We start from the raw sequence: 22,054 nt of genomic DNA, 5'->3' as shown, positions 1-22,054 counted from the left end.
GGTCAGTGCTCTCCTTCATGCGCCTTGGGCGCTTGAGCCAGGGCGGGATTCGGGTTGCGCAGCCGTACGAGGTGGACGGTGCGGGGCTGGGTGCCCAGCTCGTACAGCAGCCGGTAGTGGCGTTCGTCGTTGTGCAGCTTGGTGACGCGGGCCTGCGGATCGTTCAGCGAGCCGAAGCTGATGGCCTGCGTGGGGCAGGCCTGCTGGCAGGCCGTCTGCATCTCGCCCTGCTTGCCGGCGCCCGCGCTCTGCTCGAAGGTCATCTTCCGGCGCTCGATGCGGGAGTTGATGCGGTTGCGCTCGATGCGCTGCACGCAGTAGGTGCACTTCTCCATGACGCCGCGGTTGCGCACCGTGACGTCCGGGTTCATCATCATCTTCTCGACGGGCGTGCGGCTGGTGAGCGCCAGGCCCTGCGTGTAGTGCAGGTAGTTGAAGCGGCGCACCTTGTAGGGGCAGTTGTTGGAGCAGTACCGCGTGCCGACGCAGCGGTTGTACACCATGTCGTTGAGGCCCTCGTCCGAGTGGACGGTGGCGTTCACCGGGCAGACGTACTCGCAGGGCGCCTTCTCGCAGTGCACGCACATCAGCGGCTGCATCACCATCTGCGGCTCGGAGTCCGGGCTGGCCTTGCTGTCGTAGCCGCCCTCGTAGATGCCGGGGCCGGTGAAGTACCGGTCGATGCGCAGCCACTGCATCTCACGGCTCTTGATCACCTGCTCCTTGCCCACCACCGGGATGTTGTTCTCCGACTGGCAGGCCACCACGCAGGCCGAGCAGCCCGTGCAGCGCGCCAGATCGATGGCCATGCCCCACTTGTACTCGTTCTCGTTGTACGTGTAGGGCATCAGGTTGTTGGCGATGTTGCCCGGGGCGTCCAGGTTCTCGTCCCCCTCGCCGCGGGTGCGGGCCAGGGCGGCCTTGACGTGGTGGTCGCTCTTGTCGCGCCACTCGTCCAGGGTGAAGTCCAGCGCCACGGGGCGGCCGGCGGTGCTCCAGTGCTGCTGGGTGGAGACGAGCCGGTACGTCTCGCGCGTCTTGGTGACGGTGGCGCCGGTGTCGAACCAGGGCGCGTTCATGGTGCGCACCAGGTTGGCGTTGTAGCCACGGCCCTGCGCGTTCGTCTCGTGCAGGCCGGTGCGGCCGTAGCCCAGCGGCAGCGTCACCGCGCCGTCCGCGTGGCCCGGCATCACCCACACCGCGCCCTGCACCTTGCGGCCGCCGTGGTTGATCTCGACCACGTCCCCGCGCTCAACGCCCAGCTCCTCGGCCGTCTTCGGGCTGATGAGCACCGGGTTGTCCCACACCAGCTTGGTGATGGGGTCCGGCAGCTCCTGCAGCCAGGGGATGTTGGCGAAGCGCCCGTCGAAGACCTTGTAGTCCGCGACGAAGTTGATCTCGTACTGGCCGGCGCCCGCGGCGGCCGGGGCCTTGAGCGCGTTGAACAGCGCGGCGGCGGCCTCCAGGTTGCCCGTGGTGTCCACCGGGGTGGCCGTGGAGCCGGGGACGATGCCCACGGAGACCAGCTGCTCCCAGTGCGAGTCGAAGTCCGCGATGCTGGCGGACTGGCCGCGCCAGAAGTCACGCAGCAGCTGGTAGGCCGGGCGGAGGGGCTCGTCCAGGAAGAGCGCCAGCAGCTCGGACTCGGGCATGCCGTTGAAGAGCGGCTGCACGAGCGGCTGGGCGATGGACACCGTGCCGTCATGCGAGCGGCCATCGCTCCACGTCTCGAGCTGGTGCGCCGCGGGGATGAACCAGTCCGCCAGGGCGGAGGTCTCGTCCTCGAAGAGCGAGGTGTAGACGACGTTCAGCCTGGCGCGGTTGGGGGCCTTCGGATCCAGCGCCTCCATCAGCCCCGCGTCCGCCGGCAGCGCGTAGACGGGGTTCCACGCGGTGATGACGAGCGTGTCCACCTTGCCGGCGGTGATGTCGGCCACCAGCTCGCGGATGCCGGCCATACCGTGGTGCTCGGCGGTGGCGGGCACGTAGCGCACCGTCTTGCCCACGTTGCCCAGCGCCACGTTGAGGGCGTGAGCCAGGGCGTGCACCGCGGCGGGCTGGCGCTCACCGGCGACCACCACGCTGCGGCCCGCGGCGCCCCGGAGGTCGGCGGCGACGGCGGCGATCCACTTCTCGGCGTGGCTCACGGGAGCGGACTTGGAGGCCGCGGCGGCGGCGAGCCCGGCGGCCGGGCCACCAATGGCCTGGGCCACGGCGGAGGCCACCCCCAGGATGTCCGAGGAGCGCACGCGCAGGCGGTGGTCCGCCATGCCGCCGGTGATGGAGTAGCGCGCCTCCGCCACATAGAGGCGGTTGATGGCGCCCATCTTCGGATCGCGCCGGTGGGCGAACTGGCGCGCGTAGGTGAGGTGATCCGGACGGCTGTCCAGGAAGTCCCCATCCAGCGAGAGGATGACGTCCGCCTGGCTGAAGTCGTACACCGGGGTGTGCGGCGCGCCGAGCATCGCCCGGGTGGCCTCGTGGGCCGAGTCCTGGGCGACGGAGGTGTAGCTGTAGAAGCGCGCGTTGGGCAGCTTCTGCTGGAGCCGGCCGCGCAGGTAGCCCATCAGCGGCGAGTCCAGCGGCTCGGTGAGGAAGCGCAGCCGGGCGCCCCCGTCGGCCGCGGCCGACTTGGACACCTGGGCGGAGATCTCCTCGTTCAGCGTGCGCGTGGAGCGCGGGCTCTTGCCCTGGCGCAGCACGCGGGCGCGCTGCGGATCGTACAGGGACATCAAGAACGCCTGCTCGAAGACGCCGGAGGCACCCTGGTTCACCGGGTGCTGCGGGTTGCCCTCGACCTTGACGGGGCGGCCCTCGCGGGCGGTGATGAGCAGGCCGGAGGTGTGCCCGGCGAACGTCATCCCGGACGCGTAGTGCAGCGGGTTGCCGGGGACGAGCTCGGGCGGCGTCTTGGTGAAGGGCACCATCCGCTCGTCCGGCGGGCGGGTGCTGCAGGCGGAGGCGCCGGCCAGCGCCAGCGAGGCGCCGATGAGCTGCATGAACTCACGGCGGGCCACGCCGGTGGGGGGCAGGTCCGCGCCCTCGGGGAACTCGGGGCCCACCGCCTCCAGGTACTCGGGCTTGCCGAGCCGCTCCTCGAGGCTGCGCCAGTACGTCTTGCCGTAGCCGTTCTCCGAACCCCCGCCCGCGGCGGCGGCGTGGTCCAGCGCGGCGCCGACCTCGTCGTGCTCGTGGGGATGATCATGCTCCTGGGCGGCGGCGGCCTGAGCCGGCACGACCGGGAGCGCGAAGGAGGAGGGGGTGCCCTGCGACGGAGCGCTGTCGTTCTTCGGGTTCATCGGTGGCATGTGGAGCAGCTCGTCCGCGAGTGAACGTCGTAGTCCTTGGCCAGCTTCTCCCCGAGGGCGGCGGCCTCCTGGGGATTGGCGGGCGGGGTCCAGGTCATGCTGGTGATGAATTCGAGCGGCCGCAGGTTGGGCTTGGGGTCCCGGTGGCAGTTGATGCACCAGCCCATGGTGAGCGGCTGCTTCTGCTCGATGGCGGCCATCTCGTCCACGCGGCCGTGGCAGGTGAAGCAGCCGACGCCCTTGTTCACGTGGATGGAGTGGTTGAAGTAGACGAAGTCCGGCAGGTTGTGCACGCGGACCCAGGGGATGGCCTGGTCGGTGAAGAAGGCCTCGCGCACCTGGGCCAGGTACGGGCTCTTGTTCCACACCTGCGCGTGGCAGGCCATGCACACCGTGGTGGAGGGGATGCCCGCCGAGGGCGACTTCTCCACGGAGAAGTGGCAGAAGCGGCAGTCGATCTGCTCGTCACCCACGTGGTGGCGGTGGTCGAACTCGATCGGCTGCGCGTACGGGCGCTCCATGTTGGTGCCGTACGGCGAGCGCATGTACGCCATCAGGCCACCGATGGCGATTGCAGGCACGGCGAGAAGGCCCGCAGCGGACAGCCGCGAGACCGTGTTCGTCCAGCGAGGGAAGAGAGGGCCGCTCATACCAGGACCAGGGGCAAGCAGGAGACTGCAGTGGAACGCGACAGGGAGGGAGAGGCGCCATGCCGGCGAAGGACCGCGTGGGACGGGGCCCATACGGGCCTGAGCTCGTCCGAGATGTCAGGGCGACGCTTGGAGCGCACGCAAGGCATGGCAATCACGATCAAAGTCGAGGAACAGAATCCAGAAGAGATGCCGCGGGCGGGTCCCTCCTCCTGCTCCCGTCCCAACGCGGCGCGCGACCATCGACCATCGACCCCGGACTGTCAACCTTCTTTCGTTTGCGCGCCGGACCCACGGGGTAGCGCAGATACCACAGTGGTCTAGAAGAGGTGCGGCGGCCTGAGCCGCGGTGATGACGTTCTCTTCTGGCAAGCGGAAGGGACGGTTGAACAGGCGAGGATCACGCGCCTCGCGATGGGCCCGAGGACAGGCTGGAAGCAGCCGGGGTGATGCGGCCCATCAGGGCGCGGCGCTCAGTCTGGCTCGGGGGCGTCCGGATCCCTCCAGCGCTCGCGGCGGCGCTGCTGCAGGCGGGTGACGAGCTCCTGGGCGCGCGCATCCTTGAGATAGCGCGGATCGTGTCGGCTGCCCTTGCCCTGGTTGCAGCGGGCGCACGCCAGCCCGAGGTTCTCCAGCGCATCGGTGCCGCCGTGGACGCGGGGGATGATGTGCTCGATGGTGGCGCGGGAGATGGGATCGCCGCTCAGGTCCACCATGAGGAAGGCGTTGCAGTGCAAGCACTTTCCAAGCCAGACCTCGCGGCCGCGGAAGTCGGCGCGCTCGAAGGTGGAGTCGGTGGCGATGATGTCCAGGACACGGCGGCGCTTGGAGGCACTCATGGGCGCGACACCTCGACCACGGCTTCATCGGCGATGACGAAGATGCGCTCGCCCGCGCGCCGGGTCATGTCCAGGCCCCCGGTGAAGGCGCTGAAGGCAGGCAGTATGCCGACCGAGGCGCTGAGGTGGAAGCAGGGCAGCCGCAGGCGGTCGGCTCCCAAGGACAGCCGGACCACCGGGTGCAGGTGCCCGGCCCAACTGTAGCGGCCTGTGGCGGGCTCGGGGTGGTGGGCGAAGCGGAAGGGCCCCTCGTCGGTGTGCTCCTCGTGGACGTCCATGCGCCACTCGGGGGGCAGGTGCTTGAGGTGCCTATCGTGGTTGCCGCGCACCAGCACCATCTCCACGTCATGGCCATCGCGCCAGGTGGCGATGCGCTCGCGGACGGCGGGGGTGAGGCCTCGGCGCGAGTGGATGAGATCTCCCACGAGCAGCAGCCGCCGGGCGCCCGTGCTCCGCAGCGCGCGGGAGAGGCGCTCCAGATCGTCCTCGAGGACGCCGGTGGGCAGGGGGATACCGTGCTGCTGGAAGCTCTCGGGCTTGCCCCAGTGCAGGTCCGCCACCGCGAGCAGCCCGGCCTCGGGCCAGTAGAGCGCGCGCTCGGGGAGCAGCTCCACTTCCGTGCCGCTCACGCGGACCTGGCATCTTCGCGTTGCCATCGCTCCTTGAGGCGCTCCACCCGCTCCAACAGGGACTCATTGGAGAGGCTCGCGCTGATGCGCTCGACGACGAGCGGGAAGGCCAGCGGCGTGGGCCGCCGGACGGGGACGAGCTCCAGGACGGAGCGCTCCAGGCGCTCCAGCGTGCCGGCGAGCCGGTTCTGCTCGAAGTGCTGCTCCAGCACCTCGCGCCGCGCCTGGACGAGCAGCAGGTTGTCCGGGTCGTATTTAAGGAAGACGTCGTAGAGCAACGAGGCGCTGGCCTGGACCTGGCGCGTGGACTTGCGGGCCCCCGGCAACGCAGGGAGCACGAGCCCCGCCACCCGCGCGATGTCCCGGAACTGGCGCCGCGCCAGCTCGCTCAGGTTGACGCTCTCCAGGATGTCCTCCACCAGCCGCTCCCGAGTGAAGAGCGCGGGGCGGAGGGCCTCCTCGAAGGGGAAGTCCTCCGGGGTGAGGAACTCGATGCCGTAGTCGTTCACCGAGAGGCTGAAGGTGGCCTTGCGCAGCCGGGTGAAGCGCAGCGCCAGCAGCGCGGCCAGGCCCTCGTGAACCAGCCGGCCCTCGAAGGGATAGAGGAAGAGGTGGTGCCCTTCGCGGGTCTCACACGTCTCGGCGAGGCAGCTCCCGGCGGCGGGGATGCGCGACAGGCGGCTCTGCGCATCGAGCACGGGCCAGGCGGCGGCCAGCTCCTCCGCGGACACATCTCCATGCCGAGCCGCGTGCAGGGTGCGGCGCATGGCGGCGGCCAGGGAGCCGGACAGGGGCAACCGGCTGCCATACCAGCGGGGCGTCTGCGAGGCCTTGCCCTTGGCGGGCTTCACGTAGGCCGTCATGTCCTTGAGGCGGGAGAACTCCAGCTTCTTTCCCGCGAAGAGGAAGGTGTCTCCGGGGCGCAGGCGGCTCACGTAGGACTCCTCCACGGAGCCAATCCGCCCTCCGCTCCAGTAGCGGAGCTGGACCGTGGCGTCCGAGGAGATGGTGCCGATGTTGAGCTTGTGCAGCCGGCCGATGCGCGCGTCCGTGACGATGAAGCGGCCCTCGTGCTCCACGACGCGGCGGAACTCGGGGTAGGCGCGCAGGGTGGGGCTGCCCTCGCGCACGAGCGCCAGCGTCCACTCGAACTCCTCGTCGGTGAGCTCCTGGTAGCTGGTGGCCTCGCGCACCTCCGCGCGAAGGGCCTCGCGGGTGAAGCCTCCGCCCATGGCACAGGTGACGAGGTGCTGCGCGAGCACGTCCAGGGGCTTGCGCAGCGGGAGGCGGGGCTCCACCTCGCCGCGCTGGAGGGCCTCACGGGCGGCGGCCATCTCCACCAATTCCAGCGCGTGCGTGGGGACGAAGAGCAGGTGGGCCGTCTCTCCCGGGCGGTGGCCGCTGCGTCCCGCGCGTTGGAGCGAGCGGGCGATGCCCTTGGGGCTGCCCACCTGCACCACGCGCTCCACGGGGCCAAAGTCCACGCCGAGATCCAAGGAGGAGGTGCACACCACGATGCGGACGCTGCCGTCCTTCAAGCCTCGCTCCACCCGCTCGCGCTCCTCGCGATCGATGGAGCCGTGGTGCAGGGCCATCAACCCTTCCCACTCGGGGCGGGCGAAGCGAAGGCCCTCGTACCAGCGCTCGGCCTGGGAGCGGGTGTTGGTGAAGAGCAGGGTGGTGCGAGCCGGATCAAGCCAGGCGCCCACCTTCTCCAGCATCGAGAAGCCCAGGTGTCCGGACCAGGGGAAGCTGTCCACGCTGTCCGGCAGCAGCGTGCTCACCTCGATGGGGCGCTCGATGTCGGCGCTCAGGAGCGTGGGCGTGGCGTGGGTGCCCACCACGGCCTGTGCGGCCGCATCCAGGTTGGCGAGCGTGGCGGACAGCGCCCAGGTGTGAACGCCCGGCGCGAAGCGGCGCAGGCGCGCGAGGGCCAGCTCCATCTGCGTGCCGCGCTTGGTGCTGAGCAGCTCGTGCCACTCGTCGACGATGATGGAGCGCAGACCGGCGAACAGCTCCAAGGCGCGCTCGTTGGCGAGCAGCAGCGAGAGGGACTCGGGCGTGGTGATGAGGACCTCGGGCAGCCGGTCGCGCTGGCGCTGGCGCACGGAGGAGGAGGTATCTCCGGTGCGGCTCTCCACGGTGATGTCCGCGCCCAGCACCTCCAGCGGAGCGTTAAGGGCCAGCTCGACGTCTCGGGACACGGCGCGCAGCGGCGTCACATAGAGGATCTGCAAGCCCTTGCGGCCGTCCTCGGCCACCTCGGCGAGCGGTCCTATATAGGCGGCATAGGTCTTCCCCGCGCCGGTGGGGACATGGATGAGCCCGCTCTCTCCGCGCGCATACGCGGCCCAGGCGTGCTCCTGGAAGGGATAGGGCGTCCACCCACGCTCCTGGAACCACGCGCGGAGCCGCTCGAGCGCGGGGCGGGTGTCCTTCTCCACGGGGGCGGTGCGGGCCGCGGGCTTCTTTGTTCGCGCCGGGCGCCGGATGCCCTTCTTCTTAATGCTGGGCATGGAGCAGCTCCTTGAGGTTCGCGAGCGAGTCCGCGTCCTGGGGCTTCTTGTCCAGGCGCCAGCGGGCGATGCGAGGGAAGCGCAGCGCGATGCCGGACTTGTGGCGGGGCGAGGCGGCGATGCCCTCGAAGTGCAGCTCGAAGACCTGCTCGGGAGCTACCGAGCGCACCGGGCCGAACTTCTCGCGCGTGTGGTCGCGGATCCACCGGTCCAGCTGGGCGATCTCCTGATCCGTCAGCCCCGAGTACGCCTTGGCCACGGGCAGCAACTCCTGGCCGTTCCACACGGCGAAGGTGTAGTCCGTGTAGAGCGAGGAGCGGCGCCCGTGCCCCGGCTGCGCATAGAGCAGCACCGCGTCCACGGTGAACGGATCGATCTTCCACTTCCACCAGTCGCCGCGCTTGCGGCCGTGCTGGTACGTGGACTCGAGGCGCTTGATCATGAAGCCCTCGACGTTGCGCTCGCGAGACTCGTGGCGCAGCTCCGCCAGCGCCCCCCACGAGTCCGTCTCCACCGCGGGCGACACGGTGAAGCGCGGCTTGTCCCTCAGCAGGGCCTCCAGCCGCCAGCGGCGCTCGCGCAGGGGCAGGTGGCGCAGGTCTTCTCCCCGCTCCTCCAGCAAGTCATAGGCGATGAACGAGGCGGGGGCCTCCGCGAGCACCTTCGCCGTCAGCTTCTGCCGGCCGATGCGCCGCTGCAGCCGGCTGAAGGGCAGGGGACGCCCGTTCTCGTAGGCGAGCACCTCTCCATCCAGCACCGTCCCATCCGGGAGCGCCTCGGCGGCCTCGGAGATCTCCGGGAAGCGCTCGGTGATGAGCTCCTCGCCGCGGCTCCACAGATACACGTTGCCCTGGCGGCGGATGAGCTGGCCGCGGATGCCGTCCCACTTCCACTCGATGAGCCAGTCTTTCGGCGCACCCAGCGTCTCCACCGGCTGCTCCAGCGGCGAGGCCAGATAGAACGGGTACGGCCGCGACACATCACTGTCCGACACCTCCGGCGACAGGAGCTGCTCGAAGAAGGCTCGCGAAGGCGCCCACGTCCCCATCAGCCGATGGGAGATGGTGGCCGGAGGCAGCTCCGCCACCTGCGCGATGGCGCGCACCACCAGCGTGTCCGAGACGCCCACGCGCAGCTCTCCGGTGAGCATCTTGTTGAGCAGGAACAGCTCGCGCCGGGGCAGCACCTTCCACCAGGAGAGCACCTGCTCACGCTGCTCGGCCACGTCCAGGTCCTTCAGAGGCAGCAGCCGCTCCTCCAGCCACCAGGACAGGGGCATCTCCTCGGGCCTGGCGGGGCGCTCGTATTGATCCAGCAGCAGGGCGATGACCTCCGCGAGATCCCCCACGGACGCGTACACCTCGGCGAAGAGCCAGTCGGGGATGCCCGTCAGCTCCTGCGTCCACGGCACCAGCACCTTCGCGGTCAGCAGCCGCTTCAGGCGCCGGCCGGTGAGGAAGTACAGCGCCCAGGCCGCGTCCTGCGGAGGCGCCTCCCGGAAGTAGCGCACCATCGCCTCCACCTTGGCGTTGGTGGAGGTGGTGGCGTCGAGCGCGTCATAGAGATCCGCGAAGCGCCGCATCTCAGTCCTCCGCCTCGCCCTCGAAGGGGGTGGAGAGCGGAGCCGCATCCAGCCCCTTCTCGCGCAGGTAGCGCGCGAGCGGCTCGCTGTAGCCGTGGGTGACGAGCACCCGGCTCGCCTGGGTCTCCTCCACCGTGCGCAGCAGCTCCGGCCAGTCCGCGTGATCCGAGAGCACGAAGCCCCGATCGAACCCGCGCCGCCGCCGGTTGCCGCGCACGCGCATCCACCCCGAGGCGAACGCCGTGGCCGCATCCCCGAAGCGGCGCATCCACGTGGAGCCGCCCGCGCTCGGAGGCGCCAGCACCAGCGCGCCCGCGAACGAGGCCCCCTTCTCCGTCTCGGACACGAGCTGCGTGGGCAGCATCCGCACGCCCGCCTCGTGGTAGCACCCGGCCAGAGCGTTCACGGCGCCATGCACCAGCACGGGCCGGTCCGTGAGCCGGGCCAGCTCCCCGAGGAGGCGCTGCGCCTTGCCCAGCGCGTAGCAGAACAGCACCGAGGCCCGTCCCGCCTCGCGGTTGCCGTCCCACCAGCGGAGGATGTCCTCGGCCACCAGGCGCGGATCATCCCAGCGGTAGATGGGCAGCCCGAAGGTGGCCTCGGTGATGAGGGTGTCGCAGCGCACCACCTCGAACGGCGTGCACGTGGGGTCCGGCGTGCGCTTGTAGTCGCCGGAGACGATCCACACCTCGCCCTGGTGCTCGATGCGGATCTGCGCGCTGCCGAGCACGTGGCCCGCGGGGTGGAAGCTCACGGTGACCTCGCCCACGGTGAGCCGCTCGCCGTACTCCAGCGTGGCCAGCTCCGCCTCCGGCCCGAGCCGCTTGCGCAGCAGCCCCTGCCCCGCCCGAGCCGCCAGATAGCACTGGCTGCCTCCGCGGGCATGGTCGCCGTGGGCGTGGGTGATGAGGGCTCGCTCCACCGGGCGCCAGGGATCGATGTAGAAGCCCCCCGGCGGGCAGAACAAGCCCTGGGGCGTCACCGAGACCAACGGCGGTCTGTCCTGGAGCGGAGTGGCACCCAAAGCCCCTCTCAATTAACGACGCTACAGGTTGGCGGCCACAGCGGGGAGCAGGCAGGTCACCTGCCGCCTCCGGGTCCGAGGAGGCGTCCGTCCTCACAAGTCCTTTGAGTTCCCTAGAGGGGAGGAACTTTTGTAGACCGGGGTCCTGGGAGATAACTCCCTTGTTCTCTCCCCGAGAGTCCCCACATGGCGCCCGCTCTCCTGCTCTCTCTGCTCCTCTCTCAGCCGAAGGTCCTCCTGTACGCCGTCCACGGAGAGGCCAGCGCGCTGACGTCCTACGACGTCTCCACCTGGGAGCCGGGAAGCAAGCTCTTCATCGCGGTGGATCAAGCCAGCCTGCGCGAGGAGCCCAACGAGGAGGCGCGGGTGTTGTCCACGCTCACGCTGGGCGCGCCTGTCACGGTGAAGCAGCGCCTGGGCGAGCGGGTACGGGTGCTCGACCGGGTGGACTACTGGTACCAGGTGGAGGCCAAGGGCGTGGACGGCCGGCCCGTGACGGGCCATGTGTTCGGCAACCTGCTCACGCCGCTGCGCCTCGAGGGTGACTTCGACGGCGACGGGGAGAAGGAGATCGCCACGGTGGCGATGACGGCGGACTTCCAGATCCGGGTGCGGGTGATGGAGCCGAAGCTGCCGCCCACCCAGCGCGTGGCGAACCTGGACCTGCGGCCCGGGGGGCAGGGGCCGGGCGGCTCGGCCCAGGTCTCCTTCGTGGATGCCAAGAAGGCGGGCGTCCCGCTGCTGCTGGTGGAGTCCACTCCCGAGGGCAGCAACAGCAACTTCAAGACCTACGTCAGCTACCTGGTGCCCAACCACAAGCGGGCGGCGCTAGGCACCGTAGTGGAATCCCTGTCACTGGGAGAGCTCTCGGATCCGCCCATCCAGGTCCGCCACGCCGTCTCGTTCGACCGGAGGAAGAAGCGGCTCATCTCCGTGGAGACCAACAAGGGCGAACTGAAGAGCGGCAAGACCGTGAAGCTCCGCCACGTCTATCAGTGGAAGGACGGCGTCTACTCCGAGGAGCACAAGGCGCGGTAGCACTCGGCTGGCACGCCGCAGCGCACCTACACCCTGAAGAAACAGGGGGATGGAGCGGCGTTGCCGGAGGCTGAGCGTCCGTCGGCATGAGCCTCGGGCCGTGGGGTTGGGGCGCTTTTCACGGGAGCCCCAGGTGGAGGAAACTTGGCCTCGGTCCCCCGAGGAGAAGTCATGACAATGAACGCACAGGAGCGGAGGGCGGCGTACCGCCAGCACGCCGAGAAGGGCGAGGCTGTCCCCGTCTCGGTCGAGATTCCCGCGGATCTCGACACCCCGCTGTCGGCGTACCTCAAGCTGGGGCCAAGCTCCCGGGGCTTCATCCTCGAGTCCTGCTACGGAGGCGAGCGCTTCGGCCGCTACAGCTACGTGGGCGCCGCGCCCACGGGCCGTGTCCAGTTGGATCGCAACGGAGCCACGCTGTGGCGCGGCGAGCGCGAGGAGCGCCGGGACGGCAAGCCGCTGGAGGTGCTGCGCGCGCTCTGGCGAGAGCATGCCGTGGCGGCCCTTCCGGGAGAGGCGCCCTTCCTGGGCGGGCTGGTGGGGTACCTCGGATACAACTGCGTCTCGTGGTTCGAGCGCCACGTGCCGGATCGGCACCCGAGTGACGTGTCCTTCCCGGACTCCGAGTGGCTGCTGTGCGAGGAGTTCGTCACGCACGACTCGCGCGCCCAGTCGCTCAATCCCACGGTGATCGCCCGGCCGGCGCTGCACGGGAGCGTCTCGGCGGCGCTGAAGGACGCGGAGGAGCGCGCCGAGGCCATGGCCGAGCGCCTGCGCAAGCCCCTGCCGCCCGAGGCCTATGCGCCCGCCACGAAGATGCGCGGCGAGCCCGAGCCGATCGTCCACTGGGATCGGGTGGGCTACGAGGCCGCGGTGGAGCGCGTGAAGGAGTACATCCGCGCGGGCGACTGCATGCAGGTGGTGCTGGCGCGGCGCTTCGAGTCGCGCGGCGCGCCGCCTCCGCTCAGCCTCTATCGGGCGCTGCGGCGGGTGAACCCCTCGCCCTACCTGTTCCTGGTGGAGCTGGGCGAGGCGCGAGCGCTGGTGGGGGCCTCGCCGGAGCTGCTCGTGCAGGTGCGGGATGGGGACGTGGTGGTGCGGCCCATTGCCGGCACTCGCCGCCGGGGCGCCACCGAGGCCGAGGACCAGGCGCTGGAGAAGGAGCTGCTCGCGGACGAGAAGGAGCGCGCCGAGCATGTGATGTTGGTGGACCTGGGCCGCAACGACGTGGGGCGGGTGGCGGCTCCGGGCTCGGTGCGAGTCGAGGAGCTGATGGTCGTCGAGCGCTACAGCCACGTGATGCACATCGTCTCGCAGGTGCGCGGCAAGCTGGGCGAGGGGTACGACGCGCTGGACGCGCTGGCGCACACGTTCCCGGCGGGCACGGTGTCCGGAGCGCCGAAGATCCGGGCGATGCAGATCATTGAAGAGCTGGAACCCCTGCGGCGTGGGCCCTACGCGGGCGCGGTGGGCTACCTGTCCTTCTGCGGCACGCTGGACGTGGCCATCGCGCTGCGGACGTTCGCTGTGGATGGAGACCGCACCCTGTGGACGGCGGGAGCGGGGCTGGTGGCGGACTCGGTGCCGAGCCTGGAGGCGGATGAGACAGAGGCCAAGGCCCGGGCGCTCGGCGCCGCGCTGAAGCTGGCTCGCGAGGGAGGTGGGCGATGATCCTCGTCATCGACAACTACGATTCGTTCACGTTCAACCTCGTGCAGCTGCTGTTCACGCTGGGCGCCGAGGTGAAGGTGGCGCGCAACGACGAGATCGACGTGGCGGGGGTGCTCGCTTCAGGGGCCTCGCACGTGGTGGTGTCTCCGGGGCCGTGCACGCCGTACGAGGCGGGCGTGAGCATGGCGGCCATCCGCGAGGCGCGCGTGCCCGTGTTCGGCGTGTGCCTGGGGCACCAGTCCATCGGCGCTGTGTTTGGCGGCAAGGTGATCCGCGCGCCCGCGCCGATTCACGGCAAGACGAGTCCGGTGCGGCACAGCGGGACGGGGCTCTTCACGAGGGCATCGCAGGGCTTCCAGGCCGGGCGCTACCACTCGCTGGTGGTGGAGGCGTCCACGCTGCCGGCGGAGCTGGAGGCGACGGCGTGGACTCCGGATGGGCTCATCATGGGATTGAGGCACCGCGAGCGCCCGGTGGTGGGCGTGCAGTTCCATCCCGAGAGCGTGCTCACTCCGGAGGGGCCGACGCTGGTGAAGAACTTCCTGGAGGGGCGGTACTGACTCAGTGAGGGCCTGCGGGGCATTCCCAGCGACCCTCCGCCCGAGGGACACATCGCGCGCAGATGACATGGAGCCTCTCGTCGCAGAGGGCGGGCAGCGGCGCGTCCAACCCACAGGCCTCACACGCCGGCCCCAGCAGGTGCTGCGTCGCGAAGTCGTACTCGAGCCTCACCGTGCGCTCCGCCTTGCGCCGCCGCGTCCTCAGCGCCAGCCCAGCCACTGGGGCCTCCACCCACACCGCCGCGGCGAGCGCCACCGCCAGGCGCACCTGGCCCCGCTCGCTCAGCTCCTGGAGCTTGGCGGCACGCTCGCGATCAATCGCCGCGGCCTTGAGGGCCCGATCCTCGGGCGTCACCTTGGCGCGCAGCGAGCGCTTGTTCAGCTCCGCGCGCAGCCCTTGGAAGTACTCCTCCACCCGCCGCAGATCGCGCTCCTGGCGCCGGGCAAAGCCCTCGAGGTACCCGCGCGCCTGGATCCTCGCCAGCGCCTCGCCACGCATCAGCGCGGCGCGCACCGCCTCCGCGAGCTCCTCTCCCGCGGGTGGAGCCGCGGCAGGGTGGAGGCTCCCACTGGCCCGAGCCGCCTCCCAGAAGCCCGGCACACTCACCCGCTGGCTCAGGGAGACAGTCTCCTCGACGAGCCCGTCCCGCCGGTCATCCGCGAGCAGCGAATAGCGCGCGGAGGCCACCAGCCGGGCCGCCGCCTCCACGCGCACCTCCTCCAGCGTGTACACCGCATTTCGCAGCGAGAAGCGCTCCGCGGCCTTCCGAGCCATGGCCTCACGAGGCGCGGCATAGGGCTCGAGCACGAGCGCCGCCCAGGGCACCTCCCGGGTGGCTGCCTGGAGGATCCGCTCCAGCACCGGCGAGCCGTAGCCCACCCACACGCTCCCGGGGGCGGGCTGCTCGCTATAGCGCGCGTGCTCAGGCAGGCCCAGGGCGGTGATCAGCTCGGTGGGCTGGAGGATCTCCACCCCCTCCGCCCACGGCTCCACCACCGCGCCCTGGTGCGCGCACCAGGCCTCCACGAAAGACTGGGGCGTGTTCACGTCTCGAAGTCCTCCGCGAACAGCTCTGCGTCCAGCGCCTTGATCTGCTCGTAGCCCTTGCGCGCCTGGGCCAGCGACTCCGCCAGGGCCTCGAACTGCTGCTGGAGCGCGGCCTCGTCCCGCGTGGAGGCGTAGATTTCGAACACGCGCTCGTCGAACTCCTTGTCGCCCTGGACCCGGCCGAGGATGAGATCCACCTCTCCCACCACCAGCTCGAACAGGTGGATGCGGCGATCCAGCACGTCCAGGATGCGCTCCTCGGCGCTATGAGCGTTGCAGAGCGAGAAGATGTGGACTTCGTGCTGCTGGCCAATGCGGTGCAGCCGGCCGATGCGCTGCTCGATCTTCATCGGGTTCCACGGCAGATCGAAGTTGATCAGGACGTGGGCGAACTGGAGGTTGCGCCCCTCGCCGCCCACCTCGGTGGCCAGCAGCACGCGGGCCTCCTCCCGGAAGGACTGGACGGCCTGATCCTTTTCGGGCCCGCTCAGGCCCCCGTGGAAGGTGACGAAGGGGATGCCGCGGGCTGAGAGCGCCTGCGCGAGCGCCGCGAGCGTGGACTTGAACCGGCTGAAGACGACGGCCTTGTCAGGGAGCTGGGTGAGCAGCTCCAGCAGGCGCTCGGTCTTGCGCGAGGGCGCCGCCGCGGCCTGCTGCGCCAACTCCACCAGATGGGGCAGGGCCAGCGGGGCGTCCTCCTCGGGGGCGTGCGCCTCGGACCCGGACCCCTCTTCCAGAGGGGAGCGCCGCAGGGAGGACAAGGCGGCATGAGGGCTGGAGCCGGCCGCTTCCATGAGGAAGCGCAGCGCGCGGCGCGAGGAGGCGGGCGCTTGGGCGCGCTGGCGGACCTCCTTGAGAATGGCCTCGTACAGAGCCCGCTCGGCGGGCGTGGGCTCGACGATGAGCGTGCGCGCGAACCGCGGCGGCAGGGCCACCGAGAGGCCAGCCCGGGCGCGGGTGTTGCGCACCATCACCTCGGCGAGCAGGGCGCGCAGCCGCTCGCGGTTGCGGGGGTGGAGCGGATCTCCCGCGGAGACAAAGCGCTTCTTGAACTCCGCCGGGGTGGAGAGCTGGCCCGGCTTGAGCAGGGTGATGAGGTTGTAGAGCTCTTCCAGGCCGGTCTCCACGGGGGTGGCGGTGAGCAGCAGGAGGAAGCGGCTCTGGAGCTGGTTGATGAGGCGCCAGCCCGCGGTCTGGCGGTTCTTCACATGGTGGGCCTCGTCCACGACGACGAGATCCCACGGCGCGGCGCTGGCGAAGCGCGCATGGCGCTCGAGCTTGGCCAGATGGAGCGAGGCGACGAGTACGCCCTCCGCGCCCCAGGCGGCGGAGGGATCCCGGGAGCGGAAGGCGGGCGCGTCCGTGGAGCGGGCGGGGAGCTGGAACTTCTCGCGCAGCTCCTCGGTCCACTGGCCCACCAGAGCGCTGGGCACGAGGATGAGGACGCGGCGGGCCATGCCCCGCAGCAGCATCTCCTGGACGAGCATGCTGGCTTCAATGGTCTTGCCCAGGCCCACCTCGTCCGCGAGCAGGGCCCGTCCCCGCAGCAGCCGCAGCACCTTGAGGACAGTCTCCACCTGGTAGTCCAGGCGCTGCACTCCCCGCAGCAGGGGCAGGCACAGCAGCTCGTCGAACTGCTCGGCGAGCCGCAGGCGCCAGGCAGCGACGCACAGCTCCACGTCTAGCAGGGAGGTAGGAGCAGCGCTGAGCGCTGGCTGCCCGAGTGCCTCTCGGTCGGGTGCCTGTCCTCCCGCTTCGCGAGGTTGTACCCCTGCTCCCGCGCCAGCCTGCATGTCTCCACCCTGTCCGCAGCCTACCTACTGCGTTGCCCACCTGTGAGGTGACCCACCAAGTCATAAGGCGGGGGCGCGGATCTGGCAATGGGTTTTCGGGGCCCGGCTCACCTCGAAGAACCGTTCGAGCAGGCACGCTCCTCGTATGGGAGGCGGCGGGACTCGAACCCGCGCCGGGCGGTGCGAAACCTCTAGCAGAATCGCGCCCTTACCTCGTAACCGCCTGGAATGACTTGGAGTCGTTATCCCGCCGCGTCCCGTGTCGCCCCGTCCTGTCCCAGTACGTACCGCAGGCTCCTGCGACATACGTGCAACATGGCGGAGGCCGAACCCTCACGCCCCGCGGGGCACATGAGGCCCTTCCGTCCCGCGGCTCTCGGCAACGACCCGAAGGTGTGTATCTCGGGCCCTTGCGCGGGCTTTGCGCCAGCCCGCCCGAGCCCGCGTCGTGCGAGGGAGCAACCTACGGCCATGCAGTCAACCTGCCGGCCAGGGCTGCAACGGCCGCAGCAGCCCGGCCCGGTCCAGCAGCTCGCGGACGCGAGCGGCCAGCGCGACGTGCTCCAGATTGGAAGCGGTGAACCGCTCGGGAGTGAGGATGACGAGGGTGCCCTTGTCTTCCACAGGTTCTATGCGCACAGGCGCAGGTAGTGGGGGCACCTTGCCTCGCAGCCGCGAGAAGTACATTCCCCAGCCCACGAAAGTGCCTGCGTGTGGGAACCCTTTCACCACCATCTGCCGGTGCGCCTCGGATGTAGCCACTCCCCACTCCGGGTCCCAGGCCAGGGCCATGGCGCGCAGCACCTCGGCCATCACGGGCGCGGTCAGTACCCGCTCCCCAATGAGCCCCTCATCGTAAGGCCTGAGCACACAGGTGGACGGAAGGTGGAGGGAGGAATGACCGCAGTTGCCATCAACGCCGGATGTCTCCTCCAGGCTGTCACCTGTCCATAGGTGGAAGGAGAAGCCATCACCTATCCGATGCTTCTTCTGTGCGAACAGCTTCTGGAAGTTCTCCGCGTCTGTGGTGAACAGGCGTTCGCGTGCTTTCTCGAAGGAACCTGCCGGCTCATACCAGCGGGTCCACGCTGGGTCGCAGCGCCCCAGGAGGTGGAAGAACCGCTCCGCACGTCGCGCGCAAGCCTCGGCGGATTCGGGCCGGTCGAGCCAGTAGGAGCCAGCGTAATACGTCTCTATCATCGGAGGGCTACTCCTCACGGGGTCGGGGGAACATGGACGACCTCAATCGGGAGACCGGCGCCCTCGAACATCTTCCTGAGTGCACCTGCGAACTTCTCCTCGGCGACGATCCATCGGATGGGCGTTCCATTGGCGACTTTGAACTGGCGCTGCGCCTGAGCAAGCAGCTTGTGACGACCCTCGAAGATCTCGAGAAAGTTCAGCTTCTTGTCGACCCATTTCGCGTAGCCGGTGCCCTTGACCTCAAGCAGTACCCCCTGGTCGAAGCCATCGAAGTCCACCTCCTCGTCACCCACCTTGACGCGGTACGCATAGCCCTTGGGTGCCCCTGTTCTCTGGGCTTGATAGGTCCGGGCGCTCTCAGACATGTATTCGTCCGCCTCGACCCATTCACCCGGGCCACCGGAGCTGGGCGGCGCAGCCTGTGCGCCCGCCTTGCCGCCTGAGCTGTCGCGCGCCGCCATGGCCACTGCGTTGGGGGCCAGCGCGATGGTGACACCCTCGGCACTGAGGGCGACCGACTCCACCTGAGCCAGAGCTGGGGCCGTAAAGCGGATGCCCAGCTGCGTCTCGGTCACCACCGCCGCCTGCCCGGCTCCCGGCAACCGCGGCAGCGTCGCCGCCATCCCCGAAGCCGTGTTCCCCAGAGCCACCGTGCCCAGCATGACGAAGGCTCGCGCCGCCTTCTCCCCCATCGTCTCCCCAAACTTCTCTCCGGACGCAGAGATGGCATCGAAGGTGGTGGCCTGATCCACTTCCTTCATCAGCACCAGCCACCCGTCAATCAGCAACCACACCGTATCCCAGCCCAGGTAGGCCATGGCCCCCACCGTCAGCAGCGCGGCGATGCCCTTACTCACAGGCTCGGGCAGTGCGAGCAAGATCGCGTACATAGTCAGGCCGCCCACCACTGTGGCCACCACCGCCTGGGGGTTCACCAGCCGGGCGAGTTCCTCCCTCATGGCGCCCAGCACCTTGCTGTGGGCAATCGCCATGGCCAGCGCGTATTTGGCGTCCCCATCCAGGAAGGGCTTGTCCACCAGCAGGCGCAGGCAATCTCCACCTCCCCAGCCTTGCTCGCACCACAGCAGGTAGCGGCGCTTGAGCTCCTCGTCCTCGGGCAGCAGGCGCAGGTTCCGGGTGCTCCCCGGCTCCGAGGCCATGAGGCGCTGGCTCCTGCTCTCGTACCGATACCAGCCGCTTCGCTCGGGCAGTCCGAAGAGTTGCCGGGCGTGCTCCAGGGGCCGCTCCACTTCAGGCACAGAGGGGGCCTGTCGCGCGACGGCCTGCTTGAACTGCTTTTCGCTCAGCGCCACCGGCTCCACGTCGCGGCGCGGACTGTGGACGAGGGGCGCGCCCTGGCCTGTGTCCAAGCGGACGACGGCCCTCGTTGAGGCGCTGCACCCAGATAGGAATGCGACCAGCAGCAGAACCGCCCAGCGCTGCATATGGAGCCTCCTGGCCATGGCCCCCGCACGCACCGAGAGCACCACCTGAGATTACAGGGGAGCCAAGACAGGCCCGTCAATCACGGGCGTTCGCTCGCCGTTCTCCCCCAGGGTAAAGGGCTCCTCCTGCCACCCCGGCAGCACGGGCAGCTCATGTCCGCCAGGGCCCTCTGCTCCGGCATGCGACGTACGTGCAACAAGAAAGGAGCCAGCATCTAACCATCTGTATCTACGAAGTAGAACAGTGGAGGCGGCGGGAATCGAACCCGCTGGCTTATGTCAGACCCAGATCAGGCTCACGGCGGAGTCGTAGGGCCAGAGTTGGGTTGCCGTCCGTGTAGCGGGGCCGGCATGTAACACTTATTCTTGAACATGTGGCCGCTCAGGGCCGCCTCACAGGTATCGCGATCCAGAGGCATCTCCACCCAGCAGCCTCCGTTGAGAGCCACCTGCTTCTTGTGAGGGCAGCGCCCCTTGGAATCAGGCCGGACCTGTTCCGGAAGTGGCTCGGGCAGCGTGTCCTGCGCCAGCCCCTCGGGCTCGTGGAGTGAAGCAGCCGCCGCCGTGGAGGTGGCTGCCTCGCCGAGCCCCGTCGCCTCTGCCTTCGACTGGCCCGCTGGCGCAGCCTCGGTGTGCCCGAGGTGGGGCGTGTCCACGGTCCGTCGAGTCCCCACCCACCACGCGCCCACAGCCACGGTCACCGCCGCCAGGAGGAGCCAAGGCCGCCGCCTTCGCGTGCTCACCCTGGGCCCAGGTGCGGCCACAGCCGTCTCCTCCGGTGGCCGCGCCAAACTGGGTACCTGGCTGGAGCGCGGAGCAGGGGCGTCCCCGGGCCGGGGCGCCGCGAGTTGCTCCAGGGTTTCGGCCAGCTCTGCCGCGGTGCCGCGCTCCACCGGGCGCACCGAGAGCAGGCGCAGGATGCAGGCACGCAGCCGTGGGTTGATTCGCTTGTCCCGCAGCGCGGCCGGAGCGGTCACCGCGTCCACGTGCCAGCGGCCGTGCTCATCCCGGCGAGGCGCTGAGAGCTGAGGGTATTCACCGGAGACGAGCCGGCAGGCGGTGAGGCCCAGGGCGAACAGATCATCCGCGGCCTGGGCGCGGAACTGCTGCGAGCGGTCGCGGTTGAGCTCGTGGCCCCAGGACTCCGGAGCGCGGTAGAGGGGAGTGCCCGGGTGCGTGGCAGGCGGAGTGAGCGTCGACGCGCCCGGGTAGTGGCAGGAGCCCAAGTCCATGAGCAGGGCCCGCCCATCCGAGTAGCGCACCAGAATGTTGTCGCCTTTGACATCCCGGTGGATGGCGCCCAGTGCATGGATCTCCTGGAGTGCGCGAGCGAGCTGAGCGAGCACCCCCGCCACGTGAGGGGAGAAGGAAGGGAAGAGGGACTGGTCATAGAGGGGTTTGCCGTCCACCCACTCCATGCCACGACGGTGCCGCCGGGGAGCAGGGCAGGATCCAGATCCGGGACAGGCAGGCTCTTCATGGGTGGGGTCTCCTGGGGAGGAGAGAGAACTCCCTTCAGCCCGAGCAGCCTACTCCACGCGTAGGAGGAGGGTGCCGCTGCCAAGAGGGAGGGCTTCGATTGGTCCCCCGGGTTCCGACGTGTTGCCCTTCCCACGAGCACCTTCCCGGAGGCGCAGCAGTTGGGGCCGCTCGAGCTGTTCTTTCCTGGCGCGGGGCCCTCGCGAGACAACCTCGTGGAATTGCTCCGCGCGAAGCCCGCTGCCCACTGAGAGCCGCCAACTCCCTCGCGCTCAGGGGCTACCCGGCCTGACTCACACTCCCAGGTGGGTGGTGTTGTTCCACCTCACGACGATGGGCTGGTCTCCATCCCATCCGAGCACGCTGATGGACGCGGTGCCCAGCGCGAACAGCCGCCCCTCCGACGGTGGCAGCCCCAGCCAGCGCGCCGCGAGCACTCGCAGCATGTGGCCGTGGGAGAACACGAGCACGTTGCCTTTCACCGCCCGGACTTCCTGGATCACCCGGTCCGCTCGGGCGCCGATCTGCTCCAGGGTCTCTCCCCCGGGCACGCCGTCCTTCCAGAGCTTCCAGTCGGGAGCCTCGGCGCGGATCTCCTTGGAGGTCTTCCCCTCGTAATCCCCGTAGTCCCACTCCATCAGGTCCGGATTCGGCTTGGCGATGACGCCGTGCCCGGAGAGGGCGCACGTCTCGCTCGCGCGGCTCAGGGGGCTGGTCCACACCGCGGCGAAGCTCCACTCCCTCAGGGGCGCCTCCAGGGCTCGGCCCATCCGCCGCCCGTCCTCGAGCAGCGGAATGTCCGTGCGCCCCGTGTGCTGGCCACTCCGGCTCCAGGACGTCTCACCGTGACGAACGAGGACGATCTGCGGAGAGAGTGGCTTCATGGTTCGCCCTCAGCGCTTCAGGCCGCGTTTGATCTCCACGCAGAGCTGGCGCACCGCCGGAGGGCCGTCCGTGTGAGCCGCGCGCACCAGGGCGCTGCCCACCACCACGCCATCCGCGTGAGCGCCGATGGCTCGGGCCTGCTCCGCCGTGGAGATGCCAAAGCCCGCCACCACAGGCACCGGCGAGGCTTTCCGCACCAGCTCCAGGCGGGCGGACAGATCCTTCGGCAGCTCCGCGCGCATGCCCGTCACTCCCGCCACCGAGACGCAGTACACGAAGCCCCGAGCATCCTTGGCGATGGCCTCCGCTCGCGCCGGGGGCGTGGTGGGCGCGCACAGCGGGATGAGATCGATCCCCGCCGCGTCGAAGGTGCGCCGCAGGTCC

Annotated in this window: 17 protein-coding genes; 3 read left to right on the top strand and 14 right to left on the bottom strand. The window is 69.7% G+C overall.

All coding sequences use genetic code 11. From position 1 onward, the window contains the following. Positions 1–2: 2 nt before the first annotated feature. The 7 genes from ACJ8AT_RS00085 to ACJ8AT_RS00055 all read right to left on the bottom strand — a co-directional run bounded on the left by ACJ8AT_RS00085 (position 3) and on the right by ACJ8AT_RS00055 (position 10,548). The gene (locus ACJ8AT_RS00085) at positions 3–3,299 is read right to left on the bottom strand and encodes a TAT-variant-translocated molybdopterin oxidoreductase (protein WP_407735468.1); all 3,297 of its coding nucleotides are present in this window, start codon (positions 3,297–3,299) and stop codon (positions 3–5) included. Next, positions 3,296–3,958, bottom strand: a complete 663-nt coding sequence (locus tag ACJ8AT_RS00080; RefSeq protein WP_407735442.1) for a cytochrome c3 family protein — start codon at positions 3,956–3,958, stop codon at positions 3,296–3,298. Before ACJ8AT_RS00080 ends, ACJ8AT_RS00085 begins: the two co-directional genes overlap by 4 nt. 473 nt (positions 3,959–4,431) lie before the next feature. Then, positions 4,432–4,797, bottom strand: a complete 366-nt coding sequence (locus ACJ8AT_RS00075; RefSeq protein ID WP_407735441.1) for an HNH endonuclease — start codon at positions 4,795–4,797, stop codon at positions 4,432–4,434. Beyond that, positions 4,794–5,453 carry a ligase-associated DNA damage response endonuclease PdeM gene (gene pdeM, locus ACJ8AT_RS00070; RefSeq protein WP_407735440.1) on the bottom strand — a complete coding sequence of 220 codons (660 nt, stop codon included), beginning with the start codon at positions 5,451–5,453 and terminating at the stop codon, positions 4,794–4,796. Before pdeM ends, ACJ8AT_RS00075 begins: the two co-directional genes overlap by 4 nt. Next, complete coding sequence (locus ACJ8AT_RS00065; RefSeq protein WP_407735439.1) at positions 5,423–7,942, bottom strand: ligase-associated DNA damage response DEXH box helicase; 2,520 nt, start codon at positions 7,940–7,942, stop codon at positions 5,423–5,425. Before ACJ8AT_RS00065 ends, pdeM begins: the two co-directional genes overlap by 31 nt. Next, positions 7,929–9,524 carry an ATP-dependent DNA ligase gene (locus ACJ8AT_RS00060; protein ID WP_407735438.1) on the bottom strand — a complete coding sequence of 532 codons (1,596 nt, stop codon included), beginning with the start codon at positions 9,522–9,524 and terminating at the stop codon, positions 7,929–7,931. Before ACJ8AT_RS00060 ends, ACJ8AT_RS00065 begins: the two co-directional genes overlap by 14 nt. Position 9,525: 1 nt before the next feature. Then, complete coding sequence (locus ACJ8AT_RS00055) at positions 9,526–10,548, bottom strand: ligase-associated DNA damage response exonuclease (protein ID WP_407735437.1); 1,023 nt, start codon at positions 10,546–10,548, stop codon at positions 9,526–9,528. A gap of 186 nt (positions 10,549–10,734) precedes the next feature. On the opposite strand from ACJ8AT_RS00055, the gene ACJ8AT_RS00050 reads away from it, so the two are divergent. From ACJ8AT_RS00050 to ACJ8AT_RS00040, 3 genes are all read left to right on the top strand, one after another. After that, entirely contained in the window at positions 10,735–11,586 is an 852-nt protein-coding gene (locus ACJ8AT_RS00050; protein ID WP_407735436.1) for an SH3 domain-containing protein, read from the top strand. Positions 11,587–11,763: 177 nt separating this feature from the next. Then, the gene (locus ACJ8AT_RS00045) at positions 11,764–13,257 is read left to right on the top strand and encodes an anthranilate synthase component I family protein (RefSeq protein ID WP_407735467.1); all 1,494 of its coding nucleotides are present in this window, start codon (positions 11,764–11,766) and stop codon (positions 13,255–13,257) included. After that, entirely contained in the window at positions 13,254–13,817 is a 564-nt protein-coding gene (locus ACJ8AT_RS00040; protein ID WP_407735435.1) for an anthranilate synthase component II, read from the top strand. Before ACJ8AT_RS00045 ends, ACJ8AT_RS00040 begins: the two co-directional genes overlap by 4 nt. 1 nt (position 13,818) lies before the next feature. On the opposite strand, the gene ACJ8AT_RS00035 is transcribed toward ACJ8AT_RS00040, so the two are convergent. The 7 genes from ACJ8AT_RS00035 to ACJ8AT_RS00005 all read right to left on the bottom strand — a co-directional run. Beyond that, positions 13,819–14,865, bottom strand: a complete 1,047-nt coding sequence (locus tag ACJ8AT_RS00035; protein WP_407735434.1) for a hypothetical protein — start codon at positions 14,863–14,865, stop codon at positions 13,819–13,821. Next, positions 14,862–16,544, bottom strand: coding sequence for a DEAD/DEAH box helicase (locus tag ACJ8AT_RS00030; protein ID WP_407735433.1), 1,683 nt, complete (start codon positions 16,542–16,544; stop codon positions 14,862–14,864). Before ACJ8AT_RS00030 ends, ACJ8AT_RS00035 begins: the two co-directional genes overlap by 4 nt. A 591-nt stretch (positions 16,545–17,135) precedes the next feature. Continuing rightward, the gene (locus tag ACJ8AT_RS00025; RefSeq protein ID WP_407735432.1) at positions 17,136–17,858 is read right to left on the bottom strand and encodes an immunity 52 family protein; all 723 of its coding nucleotides are present in this window, start codon (positions 17,856–17,858) and stop codon (positions 17,136–17,138) included. A gap of 14 nt (positions 17,859–17,872) precedes the next feature. Beyond that, positions 17,873–19,231: a Tox-REase-5 domain-containing protein gene (locus tag ACJ8AT_RS00020; RefSeq protein ID WP_407735431.1), complete on the bottom strand. Its 1,359-nt coding sequence runs from the start codon at positions 19,229–19,231 to the stop codon at positions 17,873–17,875. Between the two features lie 371 nt (positions 19,232–19,602). Continuing rightward, a complete protein-coding gene (locus ACJ8AT_RS00015; RefSeq protein WP_407735430.1) occupies positions 19,603–20,724 on the bottom strand; it encodes a serine/threonine protein kinase in 1,122 nt (373 codons plus the stop codon). Positions 20,725–21,078: 354 nt separating this feature from the next. Further along, complete coding sequence (locus tag ACJ8AT_RS00010; RefSeq protein WP_407735429.1) at positions 21,079–21,669, bottom strand: histidine phosphatase family protein; 591 nt, start codon at positions 21,667–21,669, stop codon at positions 21,079–21,081. 9 nt (positions 21,670–21,678) lie between these two features. Continuing rightward, a partial coding sequence (locus ACJ8AT_RS00005) for a tryptophan synthase subunit alpha (RefSeq protein ID WP_407735428.1) occupies positions 21,679–22,054 on the bottom strand: 376 nt, incomplete at its 5' end.

Origin of the sequence: Hyalangium sp., from assembly GCF_045802625.1 — a bacterium.
Classification (GTDB): domain Bacteria; phylum Myxococcota; class Myxococcia; order Myxococcales; family Myxococcaceae; genus Hyalangium.
The sequence above is the reverse complement of the archived record's forward strand: the minus strand, read 5'-3'. Positions and strand labels throughout refer to the sequence as shown.